Source organism: Novosphingobium sp., assembly GCF_030696665.1.
Classification (GTDB): Bacteria; Pseudomonadota; Alphaproteobacteria; order Sphingomonadales; family Sphingomonadaceae; genus Novosphingobium.
Genome location: NZ_JAUYRV010000039.1, coordinates 21,076 through 45,093, shown reverse-complemented (window position 1 = coordinate 45,093; position 24,018 = coordinate 21,076). Strand labels below are relative to the sequence as shown.

Below are 24,018 nucleotides of genomic sequence, written 5' to 3'. Positions count from 1 at the left end.
GAGACGGCTTTGGCCGGGCAGCTTGGTAGCCGCAGCCGGGGTTAATATTACATTCCGATTCAGTTACCTAGCCAATCGGCAGTGCGGTTGTCATTTTGATACAGCCGAGGGCGAAGCGGGAGTTTACCGCCGCAACGCCGGGCAGGTGCAGCAGCACTTTCTTGAGGAATTGTTCGTAAGCTTCGATGCTGCTGGTGACCACACGCAGTATATAATCGCTATTACCGCTGACTGAAAAACATTCGACGATTTCGGGCTGCTGTCCTAGCGCGGCTTCGAGTGCGAGCAGGGTACCTTCGTCGTGTTGTTTCAGCGTGATGTCGGCAAAGACATTGACGTTGAGGTCAAGCAGTCGGGCATCAAGCAGGACTGCGCGTCCCCTTATCACACCATCTTTTTCGAGACGCTTCAATCGCCGCCAGCAGGGCGTATGTGACAGGCCTACCTTTTCAGCAAGTTCGTTGGTCGAAATGTCGGGATGATCCTGCAGAGTTGCCAGAATTCGCAGGTCGATTTTGTCCACGCAACGCTCATCCTAAAAATGGATAAAAACCGCTCATATCATTGCGCGAAAATCGTCTGAGCGCAACAATGAGGTATATAAATTTCATCGCAGCGACATGATCATGTCAATTCGATGAGGATTCGCAATGACAACCCAGCCCCCGCTTGCACTTTACATTCCGCAACCTTCGGCACGCCCCGGAGACGCCGCGCGTTTCGATCATATTGCACTAGACCCGGGCGCGGCAATCGTGAGGCCCAGTTTCGACGCGCCCGAAAAGGAGATGCGTGATCATCCGTACGGGCTGGTGCGCGTGCTTGGCCAACAGGACAGTGCGTGGGATCCCGGTCTGGACGCTGACACAATGCGTAAGGGTTTGCGGGCCATGGTGCAGACCCGCCTGTTCGAAGACCGGCTGTTTCGCGCGCACCGACAAGGCAAGACCAGCTTCTTCATGAAATCGACCGGCGAGGAAGCGATTGGCGTTGCGCAATCGCTGGCGCTTGATGCCGGGGACATGTGTTTCCCAACTTACCGGGTGCAGGGCTGGTTGATCGCGCGGGGCTACCCGATCGAACAGATGATCAACCAGATATATTCCAACGCCAACGATCCGCTGAAGGGGCGGCAATTGCCGATCCTTTATTCGGCGCGCGAATACGGGTTCTATTCGTTGTCGGGCAATGTCGGCAGTCGCTTTGGCCATGCCGTGGGCTGGGCGATGGCTTCGGCCTACAAGGGTGACCGCAAGATCGCGTTGGGTTATATTGGGGAAGGGACGACGGCAGAGGGTGACTTTCACGAAGCCCTGACCTTTGCCGCTGTCTACCGCGCGCCGGTGATCCTGGCGATTACCAACAACCAATGGGCGATTTCCAGCTTTTCTGGCGTTGCAGGGGCAGAACAGACGACATTCGCCGCCAAGGCGCTGGCCTACGGCATTCCGGGCCTGCGCGTGGATGGCAACGATTTTCTGGCGGTCTGGGCTGCAACGCAATGGGCTGCGGCGCGCGCGCGTGCCAATCTGGGCGCGACGCTGATCGAATTCGTGACCTACCGCGTATCGGGCCATTCAACCAGCGACGACCCAACCAAATACCGCCCCGCCGACGAGGCTGAGCATTGGCCGCTGGGCGACCCGATTGAACGGCTCAAAGCCCACCTGATCGCGCTGGGCGAATGGTCCGATGAACGTCACGAACAACAGCAGGCCGAACTGACCGAGGTGCTGCGCAGCGCCCAGCGCGCAGCCGAAGCCGTGGGGACGCTGGGCAAGTCCAAGCCATCGGTTGCGGAAATGTTCGAGGGCGTTTTTGCCGAACCCGATTGGCGCGTGATCGAACAGCGCCGCGAACTGGGGATTTGAGATCATGCCGACCATGAACATGATCCACGCGATCAATTCCGCGCTTGATGTGATGCTGGCGCGCGATCCCGACGTGCTGATCTTTGGCGAGGATGTCGGCTATTTCGGCGGCGTGTTCCGCGTGACCGAGGGGTTGCAGGCAAAGCATGGCCTGACCCGCTGCTTCGACGCGCCGATCAGTGAAGGCGGCATCATCGCCACGGCCATCGGCATGGGTGCATACGGCTTGCGCCCGGTGCCCGAAATTCAGTTCGCCGACTATATCCTGCCCGCGTTCGACCAACTGGTGAGTGAGGCGGCGCGGCTGCGCTATCGTTCCAATGGCGAGTTCTCCGCGCCGATCACCGTGCGCAGCCCCTATGGCGGCGGCATCTTTGGTGGGCAGACCCACAGCCAAAGCCCGGAGGCGATCTTCGCCCACATCACCGGGCTGAAGACGGTAATCCCGTCGACGCCCTATGATGCCAAGGGTCTGCTCATCGCGTCGATTGAATGCGATGATCCGGTGATCTTCCTTGAGCCGAAGCGGTTATATAGCGGGCCATTCGACGGGCGCCACGATCAGGCGCTGAAGACTTGGGCGGGCGATCCGGCGGCCGATGTGCCCGAGGGGCACTATACCGTGCCGCTGGGCAAGGCGGCGATCGTGCGCGAAGGCAGCGATGCGACGGTGATCGCCTATGGCACAATGGTTCACGTCGCCAAGGCGGGCATCGATCAGGCAGGCGTCGATGCGGAGCTGATCGACTTGCGCTCCATCGTGCCGCTCGACATCGATACGATCGTGGCATCGGTGGCAAAGACCGGGCGCTGCGTGATCCTGCACGAGGCATCGCGCTTTGGCGGGTTTGGTGGCGAATTGTCGGCTCTGCTGCAGGAGCGCTGCTTCTGGGCGCTGAAAAGCCCGATCGAGCGCGTGGCCGGATGGGACACGCCATACCCGCACGCTTTTGAATGGGATTATTTCCCCGGCCCTGCGCGCCTTGCCAAAGCGCTGACGCGCGTGATGGAGAACAACTGATGGGCCGCTATCATTTCCGCCTTCCTGATGTGGGCGAAGGTGTTGCCGAAGCGGAGGTCGTGGTCTGGCATGTGCAGCCGGGCGATAGGATCAAGGAGGACCAGAGCCTTGTCGATGTAATGACCGACAAGGCCACAGTGGACATGACATCGCCGGTGGATGGCATTGTCACCGCGATTCACGGCGAGATTGGATCCATGTTGCCCGTTGGGTCGGTCTTGGTTGAACTGGAGGTAGAGGGCGAAGGCAATGTTTCGGCCACGGCGGAAGCAAGGCCTGCCGCCGCGCCGCCAGCCGCAGCCCCAACTCCAGCCCCAACGTCAGCCCTCACGCCAGCCCCCGCAAAAGTTCCTGCACCAGCAGCCGGCTTTTCCGTTGCCGAGCAAGCAACGCCGTCTTTCCGGAAAGCCGGAGAGACAGCTTTTGCAGCGCCTGCAACGCGCCGCCGCGCTTTTGATCTGGGTATTCCACTGCAATACGTGGCCGGTTCCGGTCCGGGAGGTCGCATCACTTCGGACGATCTTGACGCCTATATCGCTTCGGGGGGCCAGACCGCCGCGGCGGCGGGCGGATCGAATGCAAAAACGGGGATCGAAGATACACGGATCATCGGTTTGCGCCGCAAGATTGCCGAGAAGATGCAGGACGCAAAACGCCGCATTCCACATATCGCCTATGTCGAAGAATGTGATCTGACCCAGTTGGAAAGCTTGCGCGCCGAAATGAACGCAGGGCGGCGCGAGGGCCAGCCCAAGCTGACGTTGCTGCCGTTCCTGATCCGAGCACTTGTGCGGGTTCTGCCTGAATTCCCGCAGATCAACGCCCGTTATGATGATGATGCAGGCGTGCTGCACAAATTTGAAGGCGTGCATATCGGCATCGCTACGCAAACGCCGGGAGGCTTGATGGTGCCTGTGGTGCATCATGCCGAAGCGCGCAACATATGGGACTGCGCACGTGAACTCGCGCGCGTTTCCGGTGCTGCAAAGGCAGGGACCGCAACGCGCGATGAGATGTCGGGATCGACGATCACGTTGACATCGCTGGGCTTGCTGGGCGGAATTGTCTCGACCCCGGTGATCAATCACCCCGAAGTCGCCATCATCGCCCCCAACAAGCTGGTTGACCGGCCTGTGGTGCAAGGCAGCTTCATTACCGTACGCAAGATGATGAATCTCTCATCGTCGTTCGATCATCGGATTGTCGATGGCTATGATGCGGCGCTGTTCATTCAGCGGGTAAAGCGCCTGCTGGAACATCCTGCATTAATCTTCATGGAGGATGCCGCGTGAACCCGATGCTTGCTGCAAATGGCGTTCTGACCCCAGAAGTTCTGATCATCGGTGGCGGGCCGGGTGGCTATGTCGCGGCAATCCGCGCGGGCCAACTGGGGCTGGACACGGTGCTGGTAGATGGCGACAGGCTGGGCGGGACCTGCCTGATCCGCGGCTGCATTCCATCCAAGGCGTTGATCCACGTGGCCGGCCTGTATGATGAAATGGTCAAGGCAGCCGGTGAAAAGGGCCGCTATGGAATTCATCTGGGGGCGGCCCCCTCACTGGACTTTGCGGCTACGATTGGCTGGAAGAACGGTGTTGTCGAACGGTTGAGCAACGGTGTGAGCGGGCTTTTGCGCAAGGCGCGCGTCAATGTCGTGTCCGGTTGGGCCAAGTTTTCCGATGCCAAGACCTGCCACGTCGAAACAGTAGAGGGTGTCATCACGATCCGGCCCGAACATGTCATTCTGGCGACTGGATCAAGGCCGGTCGAACTTCCGTTCCTGCCCTTTGGTGGGAAAGTGATTTCATCGACCCAAGCGTTGGAACTGACTGAAGTGCCCAAGCGGCTCGTGGTGGTAGGGGCGGGCTATATCGGCATGGAGTTGGGTATTGCCTTTGCCAAACTGGGCGCGGAATTGGTGATTGTGGAGGCGCAAGACCGCATTCTGCCCCTATACGACACCACGTTGACCAATCCGGTGCGCAAATGGCTCGAACGGCATGGCGTGGTGCTGCATCTGGGCAGCAAAGTGAACGGCATTTCAGGCGATAACCTCAACATCGAAACTGCGCTGGGCGAGCGACTGGCCTTGCCGGCCGACAAGGTTCTGGTGACGGTTGGCCGCAAGCCGCACACCGAAGGTTGGGGTTGTGAAGCAATGGCGCTGGCGATGGACGGACGCTTTGTGAAAGTGGATGATCGCTGCGCCACGGCCACCACGAATGTTTGGGCAATCGGCGATCTGGTGGGCGAACCGATGCTGGCACACAAGGCATCTGCGCAGGGCGAGATGGTTGCCGAGATCATTGCCGGGCACAAGCGCAGGTTTGATCCGGCAGCCATCCCGGCGGTATGCTTTACTGAACCAGAGATCGTATCGGTCGGCCTTGACGTTGCAGGTGAGCAGCACGTGACCGGGCAGTTTCCATTTCAGGCCAATGGCCGCGCGTTGTCTATGGATTCAGGCGACGACGGTGGCTTTGTTCGCACCATTGCCGATCGGCAAAGCGGGCGGATCTTGGGGATCCAGGCGGTGGGCAAGCACATTTCCGAACTTGCGGGCGAATTTACCGCATTGATCGAGATGGGTGCGACGTTGGACGACATGGCGGGCGTGATCCACGCCCATCCGACGTTGGGCGAGGCTGCGCATGAAAGCGCCTTGAAGGCACTTGGCCGCGCGCTGCACATATGATCGCATACAATATTCGGCGAAATTTGACGAAAGAGCTGGCTGTGCGGCGCGCCGTGCTCGCGACTGCGCTTGATGTATGTCAAATACGCCGGATTTATCGCGGTTATAAAAGTATGCAATCTTCTGAAATGTGCTGATTCATCGCCTCTTCGACAACACCAGCAGCTTTGTCTGCACTGGTTGGGCCGTGGAGACATGATGAGAAAGCAAGGGGGCAGACGCCGGAATTCCCGGAAGGAGCAAGCTTTTGCCACGTCAGTATCAGTATGGATTTGCCAATGAATTTGCGACTGAGGCCCTGCCCGGTGCTTTGCCGCGCGGCCAGAACAGCCCGCAGCATGCCCCTTACGGATTGGTAAGCGAACTGGTTTCGGGAACATCGCTGGCAGCACCGCGCGCGCAAAACCGGCGCAGCTATTTGTTCCGCATTCGGCCATCAACCGGAACGCATGCTTTTACCCCGTTCGCTCTCGACAATTTCCAGACCCCGCCGCTCGCTATCGCGCCTTATCCCGGCGCTTTGCGGTGGGGGCCATTTCCACTGGGTGAGGCAGAGTGCGATTTTCTGGACGGCATTGAAACCGTGGCGGCCAATGGTTCGCCGGGCGGGCACGCCGGCATGGCGTTGCACATCTATCGCGCCACACGGTCAATGGAAGGTCGGGTGTTCAGCAATGGCGATGGCGACATGCTGATGCTGCCTCAGCAAGGTGCGCTGAGCATCGTAACCGAACTTGGGGTGATCGACGTTGCGCCCGGTGAATTTGCGCTTTTGCCCAAAGGTCTGAAATTCAGGGTCGATCTGACTGGTGCAGAGGCGCGCGGGTTCATTTGCGAAAACTACGGACTGCCATTCGTCCTGCCCGATCTAGGCCTGATCGGATCGCACGGGTTGGCCAATTCGATTGATTTCATGACGCCGGTCGCAGCATTCGAGGATTCTGATGTGGCCTGCACATTGATCCATAAGTTTGCGGGCAATTTCTGGTCAGCAGACATTGGCTATTCGCCATTCGATGTCGTCGCATGGCGCGGGAACTGGGCTCCGTGCAAGTACGACATGCGCAACTTTGCAGTGATTGGTGCACTGTCGCACGATCATCCCGACCCATCGATATTCTGCGCGTTGTCATCGCCGTCAGATGCCGTTGCAGGCGGTAATGTGGATTTCATGATCCTGCCGCCACGTTGGGTGGTGGCCGAACACACGTTCCGTCCGCCCGGTTTCCATCGCAACGCTGTCGCCGAAATTCTGGGGCTGATCGAAGGATCGCATGACGCGCGGAGTAGCGATTTTGCACCGGGTTCGATGAGCCTGACCAACAATTGGGTGGCGCATGGGCCAGATACCCGGACCTTCGAGGTGGCGCGTACTGCACCGCTTGAGCCGCGATATGACAACGACACGCTGGTGTTCATGCTGGAGACGCGCTTCCCACTGCAATTGACGCGGCGGGCGATGGAGGCGGGCAATCGCCGCGTAAACTGCGCGCAGACTTGGGCCGGGTTCACCAAACGTTTTCCGGGCGGCTGACGGCGTAAAGTGCCGAAATAATTGAAAATTATGGGAGAAGGTCAATGAGCAGCGGGCTGAATACTGAGCAGCTTCGTCAAAAGTATCTGGAGGAGCGCGATAAGCGCCTTTCGGTGAAGCGCGATTATATCGACCCGGTCGGCTCGTTTCCCGACTTTGATCGTGATCCTTGGATCGCGGATAAAATCGAGCGTGAACCGCTGACTGAAGACGTCGATGTGTTGATGACCGGCGCTGGCCTTTCGGCGCTGGTGTCGGCAGCCGCCCTGCATGACGCTGGCATCGCTAACATCCGTATGATCGATGTTGCGGGCGATTTTGGCGGGGTTTGGTATTGGAACCGCTATCCCGGTGTCCGCTGCGATATTGAATCCTATGTGTACTTGCCGCTGCTGGAAGAAGTGGGGACAATCCCGACCGAAAAGTACTCCACCGGCAAGGAAATATTCGAACATGCCCAAGCGATCGGACGACACTATAATTTTTATGACAAGGCGCTGTTCCAGACGAAAATCACTGAAGCGCGGTGGGACGAGGCGACTTCGCGCTGGCATGTCAGCACCGACCGGGGGGATCTGATCCGGTCGCGGTTCCTGATCGGCACAAGCGGCTACCTGCACTATCCGAAGTTCCCCAACATCCCCGGCATCCGTGATTTCAAGGGCAAGCTGTTTCATCCGTGCCGGTGGGATGCAAAGTACACCGGGGGCGATTCCAACGGTAATTTGTCGGGTTTGAAGGATCAGCGGGTTGCGCTGATCGGCACCGGCGCAACGGGCATCCAGATCATGCCGCATCTCGCCAAGAGTGCGAAGCAGGCCTATTTGTTCCAGCGCACCCCTGCTGCGGTGGACGCGCGAAACAATCGGCCCACCGATACCCACTGGTTCAAGAACCAGAAGCAGGGATGGCATGCAGAACGCATGGATAACTTCCATGCAGTGATCACCGGCATGCCCGCAGATGTCGATCTGGTAGACGATTGCTGGACACATGCCGCAGGGCCGTTGTTCAAGAACGCGCAGGTAATTGATCCGGAAAACGAACTGGCGGCCAGTGAAGCCATGCAGCTTCGTGATTATCAGACCATGCAAGGCATTCGAGATCGTGTTGACCGCGTGGTGACCGATCCTGCCACTGCTGAAAAGCTGAAGGCGTGGTACAATCTTTACTGCAAGCGCCCGCTTTACGCCGATGATTATCTGGAAAGCTTCAATTCCCCCAATGTGCGGTTGATCGACACAGACGGGCGCGGCGTCGAGCGGATTACCGAAACCGGGCTGGTCGCCAATGGCGAACATTTTGAGGTGGATTGCATCATTGTCGCCTCGGGCTTTCAGATCGGCGCGTATGAACCGGCCACGGCAACGTTTCCGATCATCGGCCGCGATGGTCAGGTGCTGGCGGAGAAATGGGCCAATGGGGTGTATTCGGTGCACGGCCTGTGGGCGAGCGGTTTTCCCAACTTTCAGGTGGTCGGCACAATTCTGCAAGCCGGGGTCAGCTTCAACTACATGTGGCTTGCAAAAGAGCATGCGCTCCATGCCGCAGCGATGATCTCGCGCGCCCTTACCGAAGGGATGGCGTCAATCGAGGTTACAAAAGATGCGGAAGATCGCTGGAACGACGAGATGAACAGGAAAGCGCAGGATGGCACGAAATTCGCTGAGGATTGCACGCCCGGCTATTTCAACAACGAGGGCGACACATCGAAACCGGTGCTGTTTGCCAATACCTATGGCGGCGGTGCGCGCGAATATTTCGGTATCCTGCAAGCTTGGCGCGACGGCGGTTTTACGGCCGATACGGTGATCACTTACCAGAAATGAGATGCGACAGGCAGGCGCGGTCCGGATGGGACGGCTCCTGCGCCGCGATTGTCCACAAGTTATCAAATCGCCAGTTCTTCGGCGCTCAAAGTATAAAGGTCAGCAGCAGCCGCTGCGGCCGAGGCTTCCAGACCGAGAGCCTCGGGCACGATATGACGCAAGTATCAGCGGCTGACTGCTGATTTGCCGCGCAGGCGCTTCGCCTGACGTCGCGCTTGCCAGTTGCGCCTCAGCGATCAGGCCTTGGCGCTTCATCAGCTACCCGCAGACCATATCCGATACTATGGTCAGAAACGGAGTGCCGGCGGAGAGCCGGTCATCGACTGGAGCAACGATGAGGTGCGTGGCCAGCGCCCTGTCCGCCGAATTGCACTGGCAAAGCGATAGTTCCGCAGCCGCCTTCCAAAAATGTGCGGTAAGCCGCAATGAAGCCGGGGGGCATCGTCATCCGGCCATCGGCCCAACGCGGCGGGCGGGTATCGCCAACGGCATTCAAGGGCGCCCATTGCCCGCTGGCAAAGGTGCCGACACCTTCGAGGATGGCATCGACCATTTCAGGATCAACCATCTCGGCAGCTTCGTCGCTGCCCTTGCGGGCAAGCCGGACAACATGGTCGAGCAGGAAACGTTGCTTGGCGATCAGGGCGGTGAATATCGCGTCAGGATATCGGTCTTTAAATGGGTATTGGCATGGCGCAAGGAGCAGGGGCGCCTGCGTTAATCGGTGAAAACCCGGTCCGTGGGCACTTCGGAGGTACCCAGCATCATCCGTCGCGCAGTACGCAACAGTGCGGCTTTGCGTACGGTCGCATCGGTTCCGCCTCCGGTGCCGCAATCCAGGCCGATTTCAACGCTGAGCACACCAGACGGGTGGGCTATGCGGATTACGCCGGTTTCGATTGCAGACCCGCGGACCAGATCGTTGACGACGGTTCCGGGCGTTGCCGCGACCACGCCCGTACAGACGCTGCCAGTGCCCCAATAGGCTTTGGTAAACGCTTCAAGGCTGTAACCACGGCCCATAATGTCGCATTCCCCGGCTTGCCGCTCAACACCGAAGCCGAAGGTTTTCCAGTCTTGCGGCGCGGACATCAGCGCCACGAACGGCGTGCCCGGCGACTGGATTTTCGCCTCGGCAGGTGATGTGGCGAGGCCAAGCGCCGTCGCCACCGCTCCGCGCAGCCATTCGACAGCTGCAGTAAGGCCGGGCGTGTTTTGCAGCACGACCGGATCTTCGTTGCCCCGCAGCCCGAACGCGGATGCCGGGACGAAAGCGATAAGGTTGGCGATTTCCGTGATTGAGACTTCGACTTCGCCATATCCCGGTACGTCAAACGTATCGCGCAAGTTGCCGGTCGGGAACAGCTTGCCAGTGCGCCCGCCCACGGCGTCGCGGAAATCGAGCGCGATCGGAGCGCCGCTTCCGGGCACGCCCTCGCATACGAAATCGCCTTCGGTGACGGCCTTGCCGCCGCGCACTTCAAGGCGCGAATACAACAACTTTCCATCGTTGAGATTGTGGATGCACACTTGCGCAAAACCATCCTGTGCGGGGCGGACATAGCCCCTATCTATCGCGTAAAGCGCAACCGCAGCTGAGACGTTGCCGCAGTTCAGGTCGTCGGTGACAAAGCCGTTCTCGATGCCGACTTGCAGGAAGTTGTAGTCAATATCGGCACCGGGCCGGGTAGGCGGGCCGACAATTGCGAACTTGCTGGTGACCTGATCGGCGCCACCTACTCCGTCGATTTGCCGGAGGTCGGGCGACCCGAACAGCGCGAGAATCCAGCGATCGCGTTCGTCGGGAGAAAGGTCTGCTATCTCGCAGCGTTCAACGAAGAAGACCTTGCTGGTACCGCCGCGATACCAGCTTACCGGCACGAGGATGAGATCATCGTGCCGGTTGGCCCATGACCGGCCGGTAGCGACAGGTGATGCCGTTGGGTGCTTGGTCATGGCCGTGGTGCCTTTCTCGGGCGGGGGTCAGGCCAGCGTGTCGGTAGTGGTGACCGTGGCGAACATTGGCAGGATGCTCTCGACACAGAAGCGGTGCCATTCGGCATTGGGCGCGGCGCACACGTCTTCGAGGACGGTGATCGCCAGCCCGGCGTCGTCAGCCGCACGCGCGGTCGCTTCGACGACAAGATTGGTCACCACGCCGCCAATGACGATGTGGGTGATGCTGTGCGCAAACAGCCAGTTCAGCAGGCCAGTGTTGTAGAACGGATTGACGCAACTCTTGGTCACGACCAGTTCGTCCGCGAGTGGCGCAATGACATCCGGAAATTCGGTGCCCCAAGTGCCCACGATCGCCGCGCCGTTTTCTTTCAGCTTGGCGATGCGCGGTGCAACGCTGAGGCAATCGGCATAGTCTGCGCGGAAACCGAGGCGAATATGGACGATCGCATGGTCGTTACTGCGTGCCCATTCCAGAGCTTTGGCCGCTTTTGCCAACACGCCGCGATCATGGACGACCTTGGCAAGGCCGCCCCCGCCGATCTTGCCCTTCGGATCGACCATTTCGTTCTGGAGGTCGAGCAGCAGCAGGGCGGTTTTCGTTACCACGGAAATTCTCCTGAGATTAGTCGGACCAGAGCCCGCCGTTGACGTCTATGATTTCGCCCGTGACATAGGCAGCGCCCGCGCCGGCAAGGAAGGCGACTACTGCCGCGACGTCTGCCGCCGTGCCCATCCGGCCTGCCGGGATCAGCGATTTGAGGGCTTCGGGAAAGCTGGTGGTCATCGCCGTTGCGATCGGTCCGGGGGCTACGGCATTGACGGTAATGCCGTCTGCCGCAAGTTCACGCGCCAGATAGCTGGTCAGGGTATGGACCCCAGCCTTGCTCACTGCATAAGCGACGTTGCCCGAGCGGTCCTGTTCGGCAGGGTCGATCCACGGGCGGGCGTTGCCGCCATTCTTGGCCAACACCGAGCCGATGTTGATAATGCGCCCTCCGCACTCACCGCTATTGTCGAGCTGACGCTGGCGCAGGGGGGCAATCGCCGCCTGACAGCATGTGAACACCGAGGTCAGATTGGTGGCAAGAACACGGTCCCATTCAGCCCCGGCCAGCTTGGCAAATGATCCAGCCGAGACGATGCCAGCGGCATTGACGAGGATGTCGAACCCGCCCAGTGCCTCTGTAGCGCTGGCAATCGCAGCCCTTGCGGCGGCGGGATTGCTCAGGTCAGCGGTAACCGCGGCGGCATAGTTTCCGGTGGCAGCAATGGCTGCACAGACGTCGTCGGCACAGGCAAGGTCGATCACCGCGACGTTGCAGCCAGCATGGGCGAGGTTGAGCGCAATCGCCCGTCCAATCGCGCCGTTACCGCCGGTGACAATGGCATTCTTGCCACGCATGGTCAGGCCTTGCCGCTTAATGTCATGAAATGGCGTGAAGGCGATCGAGTTCGTCGAATTCCGGCTTGCGCACCAGACGCTGCCGGTCATCGAAGCTCGCAATGCCCTGCGTAGTCTCATCGACGCGACCATCGGCCTTGAGGACAGAAAGTGCAGATTGCATACCGAAAATGGCGGACTGCAACGCCACGTTGGCATAGAGCAGCATCGCGCAGCCCAATTGGCGCGCTTCCTCCTGGCCGACCGTGGGAGTTTTGCCCCCGATCACCAGATTGACGATGTGCGGCGCGTCGGTCCCCGCAATGATGCTTTCGATTTCGGCGCGGTTTTCCGGAGCTTCGACGAACAACGCGTCCGCTCCAGCCTTGCGGAAGAGCGCGGCGCGTTCAAGCGCTTCGTCGAGGCCGTGTACAGCGCGGGCATCGGTACGAGCGATGATCTGGAAATTGGGATCGCGCCGTGCTTCGACTGCGGCGCGGATGCGTTCGACCGCTTCGCTGCGCGATATGACGGCCTTGCTGGCGAAGTGTCCGCACTTCTTGGGCATGACCTGATCTTCAAGCTGGATGCCGTTCGCACCTGCGGCTTCGAGCGCGCGGACAGTGTAGTGCACGTTCAGCGCATTCCCGAAACCGGTGTCTGCATCGACGATCAGCGGCAAGGTGGCGGCCTGCCTGATGGCAATTGTATGCTGCACGATGTCGGAAAGGCCGATGAACCCGAGGTCGGGTAGCGCCAGCGTGGTGTTCGAGACGCCCGCTCCGGTGATGTAGATCGCTTCGAAACCGATGTCTTCGATGATGCGCGCGGAGAGCGCATTTGCTGCGCCCGGAACGATCACCGCACGGCGTTCGGACAACATTTTCGCGAGGCGAATGTTCAGCGCCGACGAAGAGTTTTCATGCATGTCGCTTGGTTGAATCCTGCCCATCGTGATTGTCGTCAACTCGCGCCTGTTTCATCTTGGTAGATTGTATGCATGTTTGCGTCAATCAGCTTTGTATGCAATCTGGAGGGTGGGAATTTCAAATACGGAAGCGGTATATGCAGGGCGTAGTCATCACCGGAGAACGGACTGTTTCGCTGCAGACATTCGCCGACCCTGCACCCGGCCACGGCGAAGCGGTGATCGCGATTTGCGCTGCGGGCGTATGCGGCACCGACCTGCACCGCTTTCGCGCGGCGGCCGATCCAGTTGCAGGACCGCCGGTAATTGCTGGGCATGAACCTGCCGGAATCGTGGTTGCGGTGGGGCGAGGCGTGCCGCCACAGCTGGCGCGCGAAGGTATGCGCGTTATGGTGCACCATTACGAGGGCTGCACCGCCTGCGCCGATTGCCGGGCGGGATGGACGCAAATGTGTTCGTCAGGCGCGATGAAGCTGCACGGGCGCGATGCTCACGGAGCCTTTGCACCGTTCATGAAAGTGCCCGCATATACGCTGCTGCCGCTGGACGAGCGCCTCAGTTTCGCGGCAGGCGCGGCGATCGGATGCGGCACTGGGACGGCGTGGGGTGCGCTGGACCGCATGGGATTGAATGGCAGGCACACCATTGTCATCTTCGGGCAGGGTCCGGTCGGGCTGTCGGCCACGATGCTGGCAGCGGCGCAAGGCGCGCGCGTGATCGCGCTGGATGTGCAGCCCGCGCGGCTGGAGGCGGCCCGGGCTGCCGGGGCGTGGCACGCGCTGAATGCAGGCGATCCCGGCGCGATGGCGCAGATTCGCGACCTGACCGCAGGCCAAGGTGCGCCGATGGTGCTTGAGACATCGGGGAGCCAACCGGCTGCAGACGCTGCGCTGGAGATTGCCGGGACATGGGCGACGGTGTGCTTCGTCGGCGTAGGCGCGCGTGTGGACTTCGATGTCTATGCCCGGCTGCGCAAGCAACTGACGGTCCTGACATCGTGGACGATGTCAAGCATCGGGCAAAAGGATTGCGCCGACTTCGTGATCGAGCATGGGCTGGATCTTGATGCGTTGTTCACCGATCGCTGGCCGCTTGCCAGCGCGCAGCAGGCGTTCGAACGGTTTGACCGGCAGACGGGCGGGAAGGCAGTGTTCCTGCCCGGCTGAGGCCCCGGCGCCGGCAGCCGACAGGTTAGCCGGCGAGAATGGGCATGATCAGGCTCGATTGCATCTCGACGATCATCGGTAGGATGAGGCTGATGTATTCGCTCCACGCGGCATCGCCTTTCAGCCGCGCACGCACCGCATCACGATCATCGAGGCTGGCGTACCCCCACAAGTGCATCACAAGGCTGGTATCGCCGGTGACCGGGGTGAACACGCCGTAGCTGGGGGAATAACTCTCGCGCAGTGGCAATATCGCGGTCTTCAATGCCAGGAATTCGTCGCGTAACGCGGGCGTGATGCGATAGGTGCGCAGTTCGCACAGCTTACGGTCGCCAAGGGCTACCGGAAAGGGCCGGATGACATCGACAGCTTCGCGCGCCCGCGCCAGCAGGCGGGCGCCTGGCGGAAGCGGCAGCACGGCGGGAAGATCGGGGAGGTCGGTGATATCCTGCACCAGCGTCATCTGGTTGGGCGTGCCAAATTTGGGCAGCCAAGCTGCAATGCAACTGTCCGGCGGGCTGGCAAAGGTCTGGCGCTGGTGCGCAACATAGGCTTCGAAATCGGCAGGGGCGATCGTGTCGGTGGTCAGTAAGTATCGTTGCACAAGGCCTCCGTAGGTATCGTGCAGGAGCTGGGACGGTTTAGCGCATCAACATTCCGCCGTTCACATCGATGCAGGCACCGTTGACATAGGATGCACCGGGCGAAGCGAGGAAGGCCACCGCTGCGGCAATTTCGTGGGGCGATCCGGCACGCCCTGCGACGGTGGTGGAGAAGTAGGCGGCGTCACGTTCTGGCGGCATTACAGCGCGCAGCATCGGCGTATCGATCGCGCCGGGGGCCACGGCGTTTACCGTCAACCCGAATTGTGCGCCTTCGCCCGCCGCCGCTTTGGTCAGCGCTGTGACAGCACCCTTGGATGCGATGTAGGAGGCCGGACTGTTCACCGCAGCATTCTGCGAGGACATCGACGCGATCAGGATGATGCGGCCATGCTGGACGGGCAAGGCTTCGCGCCGCCGCAGCATTTCACCAATCACCAAAAATGGCCCGGTGGCATTGATCGCCTGCACGCGGTTCCAGCTTTCAAGGCTGGTCTGGCGCAAAGTTGGCCGCTTGCCGTCGACATAGCCGTTGGTGCCGGCCGAGATCACCACCACCGACACCGGGCCGAGCAGGTTTTCAGCGGCATCGAACAGCGCTGCGATGCTTTCTGCGTTGGCGACATCGACAGCAAATCCTACATGGCCGTTGCCGTCAAGCGACGTTGCGACTTGTGCGGCCGCAGGCAACGCAAGATCGGCGACGGCCACGGTGAGCCCGTCTGTAGCCAGCAGGCGGGCCGATGCCGCGCCGATCCCGCTGGCACCGCCGATGACCAATGCAACGCGCGTCATGACCAAATTCTCCTGTGAGCCGGCATATGCGGCGCGTTATTCGCCATCGGGGAAACGTTTTACAAATCCCGCCCAGCCATCGGCGCAATTGATCTGGCGCTGTGGCGCAGCCATCGCGCCACTGGCCATTTCCAGCGGAAAGCGCGTTTCCAGCATGAACACCATCGTATCATCGATCTTTTGCGGAACCAGTTCGGCTTTGCGCCCGATCTCCAGCGTCTGGGTATCGGGACCGTGCGGCGTCCAGCAATTGTGCAGGCTGAACGATCCGGGGGGGAATGCAGAATTGCGAGAATCGTGCGAGCCTTGGACCAGCGCGAGAAATTCGGCTACGGAATTGCGATGAAACCCCGGCGGGCGGAAGCTGTGTTCAGACACAACCCAGCGCGGAGGCAGGATCATGAAATCGATATTTCCGCCCGCAACTGCGCTGGACGGAGAAGTGAGCGCACAGAAGATCGACGGATCCGGGTGATCGTAGGACAGTGACCCGATGGTATTGAACTTCATCATGTCGAACTTGTACGGTGCCCAGTTGCCGCGCCATGCAACAACATCGAAAACGCCGTGATCGAGGTGGGTCGACCAGAACCGGCCGCAGGATTTCAGGACTAGTTCGACAGAGTCGTCGATATTGCCGAAGGCGGCGACCGGCGTTTGGAAATCGGCCGTGTTGGCAAGGCCATGCGATCCGATCAGGCCGAGTTCCGGGAGCTCGAACGACAGGCCGAAGTTTTCGCACAGGAAGCCGTAGGATGGCCCTTCCACCGGATCGACACGCAACTTAAGGCCCCGGGGCAAGACGGCAAATTCGCCGGGGCTTATAGACAGGATGCCAAGCTCTGTAGTGACCAGCAGCGTGCCTGTTTGAGGAACCAGTAGCATTTCGGCATCGTTGTTGGCAAACGCCTTGCCTGACATCGGCGCGGTGGCGTTGTAGATATGGATTGCCATACCCGATTGTGCCGTTGGCGAGCCGTTACCGCTGATGGTCTGAATGCCATCTAGGAAATTGCCGGGAACCGCGTCGTCACGCATCGACGACCAGCGAAGTGGGCCGGGATAGTGGCCGAAATCGAGGGGCGGTGTGAGGAAGCGGGGAATCCGAGTTTCCTTCCACGGCGAGTTGTGCGTCGACGGCCGGACCCGGAACAGGTAGCTGCGGCGGTTAGAGGCGCGCGGCGCTGCAAACGCGGTGCCCGATACAAGTTCGGAAACCAGGCCCAATGGTGGGCGCTGCGGGCTGTTCTGCCCTGACGGTAGCGCACCAGCGACCGCTTCGGTGGCAAACTGGTTGGCAAAGCCGGACTGATAGACGGTTCCGGCAGGGCTGCCTTGCGCGGCGGATCGTCGTTCTTCCTGGCTCAAGATTGATACTCCCCACGACATTTTGGCGCATTATGTGCAGTTCTCCGACAGGAAGACCCCGATCAGTTGGCTGTAAATGCGCTGTCATCGTGACTACTATACCGAAACATACATTGCACACAATAATGATTGTCGTTTTGCTGTAGTGAGATGGGGTTGGGGCTGGAAATGAGTGTCGAGATGGTAGAGGTGACACTAAAAACATATATAAAACAATACTATAATGATGTTTTCTGGTGCGGGCTTGTGGTTTCTCCGGGGTGGGCGTGCTGCAGCGCGGGCATATGCGCGGATATGGACAAGACTCACCATTGTGTGCAATTGTCGCGATGATCAATGCGTTGTCATCGTGAAAGAAGCGGGGGCAATGGGCGCAATCGGGGAGCAGGTGTCGCGATGTTGCCGATGGGTGGAAGGATGCAGGACTGGCCGCTGACCGTGGACCGGTTGCTTGACGGCGCGGCGCAGTGGCATGGCGCTACCGAAATCGTAACCCGGTATCCCGATGGTTCCGTGTTCCGGTCAAGCTATGCCGACCTTGCGTTGCGGGCGCGGCTCGTGTCGCAGGCGTTGCGCAAGGCAGGTGTAGGCCAAGGCGATGTCATCGCAACGCTCGCATCGAACAGTTTGGATCATCTGGCGGTGTGGTACGGCGTGATGGGCATTGGCGCTGTGTGCCATACGCTGAACCCGCGCCTGCATGACGACCAGCTTGCCTATATCGCCAACCATGCCGGCGACCGCTGGCTGTTTGCCGATGGCATGCTGGTAGCGCAGGCTGGTCGGATAGCCGCGCGCGCGCCGGGGATCGGCACCATCGTGACCATCAACGATCCCCGCAGTGGCGGCTTTGGCGAATATCCGCATCTGGACGAGTTCATCGTTGGTTGCGATGGGGCGGACTGCGCGTGGGGAGGTTTTGACGAACGCCTGACTGCCGGGCTGTGCTATACTTCGGGCACAACCGGCGATCCCAAGGGCGTGGCCTATACCCACCGGTCAAACACGCTGCACGCGATGAACACGATGGCGCCCGATGCTTTTGCGTTGTCGGCGCGCGATGTGATCATGCCGGTGGTTCCGATGTACCATGCCAATACGTGGGGGCTGGCGTTCAGCGGTCCGGCGGTGGGCGCCAAGCTGGTGATGCCCGGCCCGCAGCTTGATGGAGGCTCACTTCACGCCTTGATCGAGGCCGAAGGTGTGACGTTTGCGGCGGGCGTGCCGACGGTGTGGCAGGGCTATGTCGATCATCTGCGAGAACGCGGTATCGCGCGCACATCGATGCAAAGGGTGGTGGTCGGCGGCTCCGCTTGCCCGGCGTCGTTGATCGCGGCGCTGGAAGCGTTGGGGACAACGGTGATCCACGCTTGGGGCATGACCGAGCTTTCACCGGTTGGCTTGGTGGCAACGCCGACACCATCGGTGTTGGCGCTGAGCACGGACGAACAGCGCGAACAAGCGCTTAAGCAAGGGCGTCCGATCGGCATTGATGCCCGGATTGTCGATGAATCAGGTCGCGCACTTTCGCGCGACGGGTCTGCCGTCGGTCATCTGGAAGTGCGCGGGCCAGGAGTGATCGAACGCTATGTCGGACATGCACATTCCGCGCTATCAGACGACGGCTGGTTCGATACCGGCGATATCGCTTCGATTGACCGGCACGGCTATGTGCGCATAACCGACCGAGCCAAGGACATCATCAAATCCGGCGGCGAGTGGATCAGTTCGGTCGATGTCGAGAACGCCTTGCTGACCCATCCCGATGTCGCGCTGGCAGCCGTGATCGGGATTGCGCACGACAAGTGGGGCGAGCGGCCCAAATTATACGTCCAGCTTCGCCCATCATTGGACGAGGGCGATGGCCGCGATCTGGCGCAGGTTTTCCGCGATTATCTGGCCGCGCGGATCGCGCGGTGGTGGGTGCCAGACGAGGTCGAAATTATCGGCACAATTCCGATTGGCGCGACCGGGAAGATCGACAAGAAAGCCCTGCGCGCGCTGCACGAGGCGGGCAGCCAGCCGGCCTACTGAAGCTGCGTCGGGTCGATGCGGTAGGTTTTTGTTGCCGTGCCGCAGAATAGCAGCGCGCGTTCGTTCGGGGTGAAGTCTGCGGTGATGCGCTTGAACGCGTTCCAGATCACGCCATAGCCCGCGCCGTAAGTATCGATCGGTGTGTTGCTTTCGAACATCGCGCGGGCAGGGCCGAACAGGTCGATGGCTGTGAGGATGAAGTGCTTCTGCGCCGCGGCCATTTCCTGCGATGTGAAGGGGACGTCGCGTGCCAGCGCATCGACGCCTGCCATCCCCATGTTGAGGCCGCCCAGCTTCACCCGGACATTTTCGCAAGTGGCAAGCGTGGCCATGTCAGCGCGCCAGCTTGCGTAGGCTTCATCCCGACGATCGGCGAAGCGACCGATCGCAAGCGGGCCGCCGAGGTGGTTGAGGATGATCGGCGTATCGGGAAAGTGGCGCGCCAGATCGATCACTTCGGGCAATTGCGGTTGCAGCAACCACGCATCGAAGCTGAGCCCGCGCCGCCCCAGTTCGGCAAAGCCTTCGCGGAAGGCGCTGTGCATCATCACGCCGGCGCCGGTTGCCGCGCTCGCGGGCACATCGCCATCATGGGCGGTCATGTGCCGTACGCCGCGAAACCGGGATGATGCCTGCGCGTGGGCATCGAGCACTTCCCCGACCCGCGCGCCCAGCGTCAGGTCTGCGCGAGGGGCGATCGCACAGCAGACCCCAGCAAAGGCACCGCCGCGCCCCATCCCGACCTGCGCGACGCGTTCTGCATAATCGGTTTCGCCAACCACACGCAGATGGTCCGGCCCGGTCGTGCGATAACTGGTGTGCGAATCGACGTAGATCGTGCCGATGATGCGGTGGCCGCTGGCGGTCTTGTCGGCGAAAAGGCCATTTTCGTCATAGGGATCGAATGGGGGAAACGGCTCGTTTTCCCAGACGTGGTGATGCGCGTCGATGATCGGCAGGGCGGGCTCGATGGCATCTTCGCCCACCTGGTTGCGCCAAGCGTCTCGGGTCATCAGCACCTCTCCTTAAACCATGCATTGCCATTGCGCGGAAATTTTTGCGGCCGCATCAATTGAACATTGCATACAATGTACTCTCACACTACGCCAGCCTAAACGTGCGCTGCGCGGGCTACAGTCCCGCCTGCAACCGCTCCGACTGTTGGGGGTTTGAACATGGCTAAAACGCTTCTTTTGTTGCCCGGCGACGGGATCGGCCCCGAAGTTACGCAAGTGAGCGCCCAGATCGCGCAGTGGGCGCGAGAGTCCGGGCGAATCGACGTTGAGATCGCCAGCGCTCTGTTTGGTGGCGCGCAGATTGACGCAACCGGCGAGCCGCTGACCGATGTGACCGTTGCCGCAGCAAAAGCCGCCGATGCGGTGTTGCTGGGCGCGGTCGGTGGGCCGCGCTGGGCGACCATGCCCTACGACCGCAGGCCCGAAGCGGGGCTGCTGCGGTTGCGTGCGGAAATGGAAGTGTATGCAAACCTGCGTCCGGCGATCTGCTTTGCACCGCTGGCGGGGGCATCGACGCTCAAGCCCGAAGTGGTTGCCGGGCTCGACATCCTGTTCGTTCGTGAACTGACCGGCGGGGTTTATTTCGGCGAGCCGCGCGGGATCGAGACGCTGGCTGACGGGCAGCGGCGAGGGGTGAACACGCATGTCTATACCACCGACGAAATCCGCCGCGTCGCCCGGATTGCATTTGCGAGCGCACGGACACGGCAGGGTCGGGTCTGTTCGGTCGAGAAGGGCAACGTGATGGAGGCAGGGCTGCTATGGCGCGAGGAAGTGACCGCGCTGCACGCAGCCGAATATGGCGATGTCGAACTGTCGCACATGCTGGCCGACAACTGTTCGATGCAACTGGTCAAGAACCCCCGCCAGTTTGACGTTATCCTGACTGACAACCTGTTTGGCGACCTGCTTTCGGACACGGCGGCGATGCTCACCGGATCGATCGGGATGCTTCCGTCGGCCGCGATCGGCGACGCAGGCCGGCCCGGCCTGTATGAACCGATTCATGGCTCAGCCCCGGATATTGCAGGACAGGGGATCGCCAATCCGTGTGCCAGCGTGCTCAGCCTTGCCATGGCGTTCCGCCACAGCCTTGATGCCGGAGGCCTTGCCGCGAGCATCGAGGCGGCGGTTGGCCGGGTGCTCGACAACGGTTTGCGCACCCGCGACCTAGGCGGCAGCGCATCGACGGCGGATATGGGTAATGCCATCCTTGCCGCTTTAGCTGATGGAGATATCTGATCGTCATGGGAGATCTTGCTGGTCGCCGCGCGCTCATCACCGGCGCATCATCCGGGCTTGGCGCGCATTTCGCGCGCGTACTGGCAGGCGAAGGAGTGCAGGTCGTGCTTGCCGCGCGGCGGATCGGCGCTTTGTCCACACTGGCCGAAACGATCACGGCCTGCGGCGGGCAGGCGGATGCGGTGCAGCTTGACGTTGCCGACCCGAACAGCATTGCGGCAATCACCCCGACGTTGGGCACCATCGACATTCTCGTCAACAACGCCGGCGTCGTGCGCGAAGCCAATGCACTGGATCAGTCAGAGGCCGACTGGGACTGCGTAGTGGATACCAACCTGAAAGGCCTGTTCCTGCTGGCACAGGCGACAGCGCGGGCGATGAAGGCGCGCGGCGTGGGTGGCTCGATCATCAATATCGCCTCGATCCTTGGCATCCGGCAGGGCGGCGGGGTGCTGCCATATGCGGTGTCGAAAGCCGGCGTAATCCAGTTCACTAAGGTTATGGCGCTTGAACTTGCCCGGTACGGCATCCGCGTAAACGCGATTGCGCCCGGGTATTTTGCGACCGAGATCAATTCCGAATTCTGGGAATCGGAACCTGGCAAGGCGCTGGTGCGGCGCATTCCGCAGCGGCGGCTGGGCCATTTGCCGGACCTTGACGGGCCTTTGCTGCTGCTGGCGTCAGATGCTTCGCGCTACATGACCGGATCGGTGATCGTGGTCGATGGCGGGCATCTGGTCAGCGGCCTGTAAAGCGCGCGCCTTTGGGTTTGTGCGGCGCAGCCGCGTTTGGGTATGCTGCATACAATCATTGTAACAAGAACATTGGGAGAGTGCTTCGTGGGAAAACTGGCAGGCAAGATCGCAATCGTCACAGGCGGCGGATCAGGGATCGGACGCGAGATCTGCAAGCAATTTGCTGAAGAAGAATGCGCGGCCGTGGCGATTTTCGACATCAATCTGGAAGGCGCGCAAGAAACCTTGCAGATCATCGGCAGCGGCACGACCAAGGTCTTTGCCTACAAGGTTGACGTAGCCGATACGGCCAACGTGCAGCAAGCCGTGGCCCAGTTCGTTGAGGATGCTGGCGGATCGCCCGACATCCTGGTCAACAACGTTGGCTGGGACCAGGCGTTCTGGTTCCTCGATACCCAGCCCGAGTTCTGGGACAAGCTCATCGCTATCAATTACAAGGGCGTGCTCAACATGTGTTGGGTGGTTCTAAAGTTGATGGTGGCGGCTGGACGCGGAGGCCGCGTGATCAACGTCGCCTCGGACGCGGGCCGCCTTGGTGCAGCACACGAAGCGGTCTATTCGGGCTGCAAGGGCGCTGTGATCACTTTTACCAAGGCACTGGCGCGCGAACATTCACGCCACAATATCCTCTGCAATGTGGTCAGTCCTGGCGCCACTCGCACGGCGGGCTATGACAATGTGAAGTACAGTCGCGATGACCCCGAACAGTTCGATGCCAAGAACGAACGCCAGATCCCGCTGCGCCGCATTGGCGAGCCGGGCGAAGTGGCGCGGATGATCACATTCCTGGCCACGGACGATGCGTCCTACGTGCAAGGCCAGATCATAAGTGTTTCCGGCGGATTGACGATGGTTGGCTGAACGGGTGCGAGGGGCTGGCAGCCCTATGCCCCGGCCTCCTGCGTGCAGGATTGATCTAAGTAATGACGGCTCCCCCGTCGCTGAACACTTCCGCGCCGGTCATGTAGCTGGCGTCTTGCGACGCGAGGAATGCCACGACGCGGCCGAGTTCCAACGGCTGGCCCATACGCTTCATCGGGATGGCTTCAATGATGGCGCGCGCTGCGGGATGTTCGGTTGCCATGCCATCACCCATGACCATCGGCGTAGCGTGGGTGCCTGGATGAACACTGTTTACCCGTATGCCGTAGCCCTGCTCGGCGCAGTGCAGCGCCGCGCTTTTGGTCAGATTGGCGAGCGCGGATTTTGACGCGCCATAGCACGGTGCGATCGAGAGGATCTGATCGGTGGTGGTCGAGGCGACATTGATGATCGCCCCGCCGCCCGCGCGCTTCATCGAAGGCAGCACGGCCTGCATGCCGCGAAAGGCGCCGAGCAGGTTGACGTCGAGGATCTTGCGGAACTCATCGATCGAAACGGATTCGAAATCCTTGTTGATCGTGATCCCGGCGTTATTGACCAGAATTGACACTTCGCCAAAGCTTTGGACGGCAGTTGTGAGGGCAAGATGCCAATTTTCTTCGCTAGTAACGTCGAGATGCACCGCGAGCGTACGGTGGCCCGCGCTTGCCAGTGCTGCGGCGGTGTCATTGACCTGTGGCAGAACGTCGGCCAGCACAACCGCCGCGCCATCTTCCGCCAGCGCCTGTGCGATCCCCGCGCCAAGGCCGCGTGCTGCGCCGGTAACAATCGCGGTCCGTCCGTGCAACCTGGTCATCGTCGCCTCGCTATTTGTTGGAAAATGTATGCATTAAATGGGTGAACTATATCGGGGAGAAGGCAGGACGCATATCAATTAATCGTATAAAAAATCTTTTTAAAACAATATCAGGTGAGATGACGTAGGCGACCTCGCGCAGAA

Annotated in this window: 22 protein-coding genes; 12 read left to right on the top strand and 10 right to left on the bottom strand. The window is 60.6% G+C overall.

The annotated features are described in order from the left end of the window. Window positions 1–67 precede the first annotated feature (67 nt). On the bottom strand, window positions 68–523 hold the full coding sequence (locus tag Q8R81_RS10370) for an Lrp/AsnC family transcriptional regulator (protein WP_305617525.1): 456 nt from the start codon (window positions 521–523) through the stop codon (window positions 68–70). Window positions 524–650: 127 nt separating this feature from the next. Here Q8R81_RS10370 and Q8R81_RS10365 point away from each other — a divergent pair, with 127 nt between their 5' ends. The 7 genes from Q8R81_RS10365 to Q8R81_RS10335 all read left to right on the top strand — a co-directional run bounded on the left by Q8R81_RS10365 (window position 651) and on the right by Q8R81_RS10335 (window position 9,671). Then, on the top strand, window positions 651–1,871 hold the full coding sequence (locus tag Q8R81_RS10365) for a thiamine pyrophosphate-dependent dehydrogenase E1 component subunit alpha (protein ID WP_305617523.1): 1,221 nt from the start codon (window positions 651–653) through the stop codon (window positions 1,869–1,871). A gap of 13 nt (window positions 1,872–1,884) precedes the next feature. Next, on the top strand, window positions 1,885–2,892 hold the full coding sequence (locus Q8R81_RS10360) for an alpha-ketoacid dehydrogenase subunit beta (RefSeq protein WP_305617669.1): 1,008 nt from the start codon (window positions 1,885–1,887) through the stop codon (window positions 2,890–2,892). After that, the gene (locus Q8R81_RS10355; protein ID WP_305617521.1) at window positions 2,892–4,184 is read left to right on the top strand and encodes a dihydrolipoamide acetyltransferase family protein; all 1,293 of its coding nucleotides are present in this window, start codon (window positions 2,892–2,894) and stop codon (window positions 4,182–4,184) included. Before Q8R81_RS10360 ends, Q8R81_RS10355 begins: the two co-directional genes overlap by 1 nt. Window positions 4,185–4,189: 5 nt before the next feature. Beyond that, window positions 4,190–5,587 carry a dihydrolipoyl dehydrogenase gene (gene lpdA / locus Q8R81_RS10350; RefSeq protein ID WP_305617668.1) on the top strand — a complete coding sequence of 466 codons (1,398 nt, stop codon included), beginning with the start codon at window positions 4,190–4,192 and terminating at the stop codon, window positions 5,585–5,587. A 247-nt stretch (window positions 5,588–5,834) separates the two neighbouring features. Then, the gene (locus tag Q8R81_RS10345) at window positions 5,835–7,121 is read left to right on the top strand and encodes a homogentisate 1,2-dioxygenase (RefSeq protein WP_305617520.1); all 1,287 of its coding nucleotides are present in this window, start codon (window positions 5,835–5,837) and stop codon (window positions 7,119–7,121) included. Window positions 7,122–7,165: 44 nt separating this feature from the next. Then, window positions 7,166–8,950 carry an NAD(P)/FAD-dependent oxidoreductase gene (locus tag Q8R81_RS10340; RefSeq protein WP_305617518.1) on the top strand — a complete coding sequence of 595 codons (1,785 nt, stop codon included), beginning with the start codon at window positions 7,166–7,168 and terminating at the stop codon, window positions 8,948–8,950. 343 nt (window positions 8,951–9,293) lie between these two features. Beyond that, complete coding sequence (locus tag Q8R81_RS10335; RefSeq protein ID WP_305617516.1) at window positions 9,294–9,671, top strand: hypothetical protein; 378 nt, start codon at window positions 9,294–9,296, stop codon at window positions 9,669–9,671. Here Q8R81_RS10335 and Q8R81_RS10330 read toward each other — a convergent pair. The 4 genes from Q8R81_RS10330 to Q8R81_RS10315 are packed head-to-tail and all read right to left on the bottom strand — an operon-like array spanning window position 9,668 to window position 13,218. Beyond that, window positions 9,668–10,906 (bottom strand): PrpF domain-containing protein, encoded by a 1,239-nt coding sequence (locus tag Q8R81_RS10330; RefSeq protein WP_305617514.1) that lies wholly within the window; start codon window positions 10,904–10,906, stop codon window positions 9,668–9,670. The two genes, Q8R81_RS10335 and Q8R81_RS10330, sit on opposite strands and share 4 nt — an antisense overlap. Before the next feature lie 27 nt (window positions 10,907–10,933). Next, the gene (locus Q8R81_RS10325) at window positions 10,934–11,515 is read right to left on the bottom strand and encodes a cysteine hydrolase (protein ID WP_305617512.1); all 582 of its coding nucleotides are present in this window, start codon (window positions 11,513–11,515) and stop codon (window positions 10,934–10,936) included. A 16-nt stretch (window positions 11,516–11,531) separates the two neighbouring features. Further along, entirely contained in the window at window positions 11,532–12,311 is a 780-nt protein-coding gene (locus Q8R81_RS10320; protein WP_305617510.1) for an SDR family NAD(P)-dependent oxidoreductase, read from the bottom strand. Between the two features lie 22 nt (window positions 12,312–12,333). After that, window positions 12,334–13,218, bottom strand: coding sequence for an oxaloacetate decarboxylase (locus Q8R81_RS10315; RefSeq protein ID WP_305617508.1), 885 nt, complete (start codon window positions 13,216–13,218; stop codon window positions 12,334–12,336). 137 nt (window positions 13,219–13,355) lie between these two features. Here Q8R81_RS10315 and Q8R81_RS10310 point away from each other — a divergent pair, with 137 nt between their 5' ends. After that, complete coding sequence (locus tag Q8R81_RS10310) at window positions 13,356–14,384, top strand: zinc-binding dehydrogenase (protein WP_305617506.1); 1,029 nt, start codon at window positions 13,356–13,358, stop codon at window positions 14,382–14,384. Window positions 14,385–14,409: 25 nt separating this feature from the next. Here Q8R81_RS10310 and Q8R81_RS10305 read toward each other — a convergent pair whose 3' ends face one another. The 3 genes from Q8R81_RS10305 to Q8R81_RS10295 are packed head-to-tail and all read right to left on the bottom strand — an operon-like array spanning window position 14,410 to window position 17,149. Next, window positions 14,410–14,988, bottom strand: a complete 579-nt coding sequence (locus Q8R81_RS10305) for an NIPSNAP family protein (RefSeq protein WP_305617504.1) — start codon at window positions 14,986–14,988, stop codon at window positions 14,410–14,412. Between the two features lie 37 nt (window positions 14,989–15,025). Continuing rightward, window positions 15,026–15,781: an SDR family NAD(P)-dependent oxidoreductase gene (locus tag Q8R81_RS10300; protein WP_305617502.1), complete on the bottom strand. Its 756-nt coding sequence runs from the start codon at window positions 15,779–15,781 to the stop codon at window positions 15,026–15,028. Between the two features lie 36 nt (window positions 15,782–15,817). Beyond that, window positions 15,818–17,149 carry a homogentisate 1,2-dioxygenase gene (locus tag Q8R81_RS10295; protein ID WP_305617501.1) on the bottom strand — a complete coding sequence of 444 codons (1,332 nt, stop codon included), beginning with the start codon at window positions 17,147–17,149 and terminating at the stop codon, window positions 15,818–15,820. A 405-nt stretch (window positions 17,150–17,554) separates the two neighbouring features. Here Q8R81_RS10295 and Q8R81_RS10290 point away from each other — a divergent pair, with 405 nt between their 5' ends. Continuing rightward, complete coding sequence (locus tag Q8R81_RS10290) at window positions 17,555–19,183, top strand: long-chain fatty acid--CoA ligase (RefSeq protein WP_305617499.1); 1,629 nt, start codon at window positions 17,555–17,557, stop codon at window positions 19,181–19,183. Here the strand turns inward: Q8R81_RS10290 and Q8R81_RS10285 are convergent. Beyond that, the gene (locus Q8R81_RS10285) at window positions 19,177–20,196 is read right to left on the bottom strand and encodes an amidohydrolase (protein ID WP_305617498.1); all 1,020 of its coding nucleotides are present in this window, start codon (window positions 20,194–20,196) and stop codon (window positions 19,177–19,179) included. The genes Q8R81_RS10290 and Q8R81_RS10285 overlap by 7 nt on opposite strands. Window positions 20,197–20,358: 162 nt before the next feature. Here Q8R81_RS10285 and leuB point away from each other — a divergent pair, with 162 nt between their 5' ends. From leuB to Q8R81_RS10270, 3 genes are all read left to right on the top strand, one after another. Continuing rightward, entirely contained in the window at window positions 20,359–21,441 is a 1,083-nt protein-coding gene (gene leuB / locus Q8R81_RS10280) for a 3-isopropylmalate dehydrogenase (RefSeq protein WP_305617497.1), read from the top strand. 5 nt (window positions 21,442–21,446) lie between these two features. Continuing rightward, on the top strand, window positions 21,447–22,193 hold the full coding sequence (locus Q8R81_RS10275; protein WP_305617495.1) for an SDR family NAD(P)-dependent oxidoreductase: 747 nt from the start codon (window positions 21,447–21,449) through the stop codon (window positions 22,191–22,193). Between the two features lie 87 nt (window positions 22,194–22,280). Continuing rightward, the gene (locus tag Q8R81_RS10270; protein ID WP_305617494.1) at window positions 22,281–23,057 is read left to right on the top strand and encodes an SDR family NAD(P)-dependent oxidoreductase; all 777 of its coding nucleotides are present in this window, start codon (window positions 22,281–22,283) and stop codon (window positions 23,055–23,057) included. Between the two features lie 55 nt (window positions 23,058–23,112). Here Q8R81_RS10270 and Q8R81_RS10265 read toward each other — a convergent pair whose 3' ends face one another. Further along, on the bottom strand, window positions 23,113–23,874 hold the full coding sequence (locus tag Q8R81_RS10265) for an SDR family NAD(P)-dependent oxidoreductase (RefSeq protein WP_305617492.1): 762 nt from the start codon (window positions 23,872–23,874) through the stop codon (window positions 23,113–23,115). Between the last annotated feature and the right edge of the window lie 144 nt (window positions 23,875–24,018).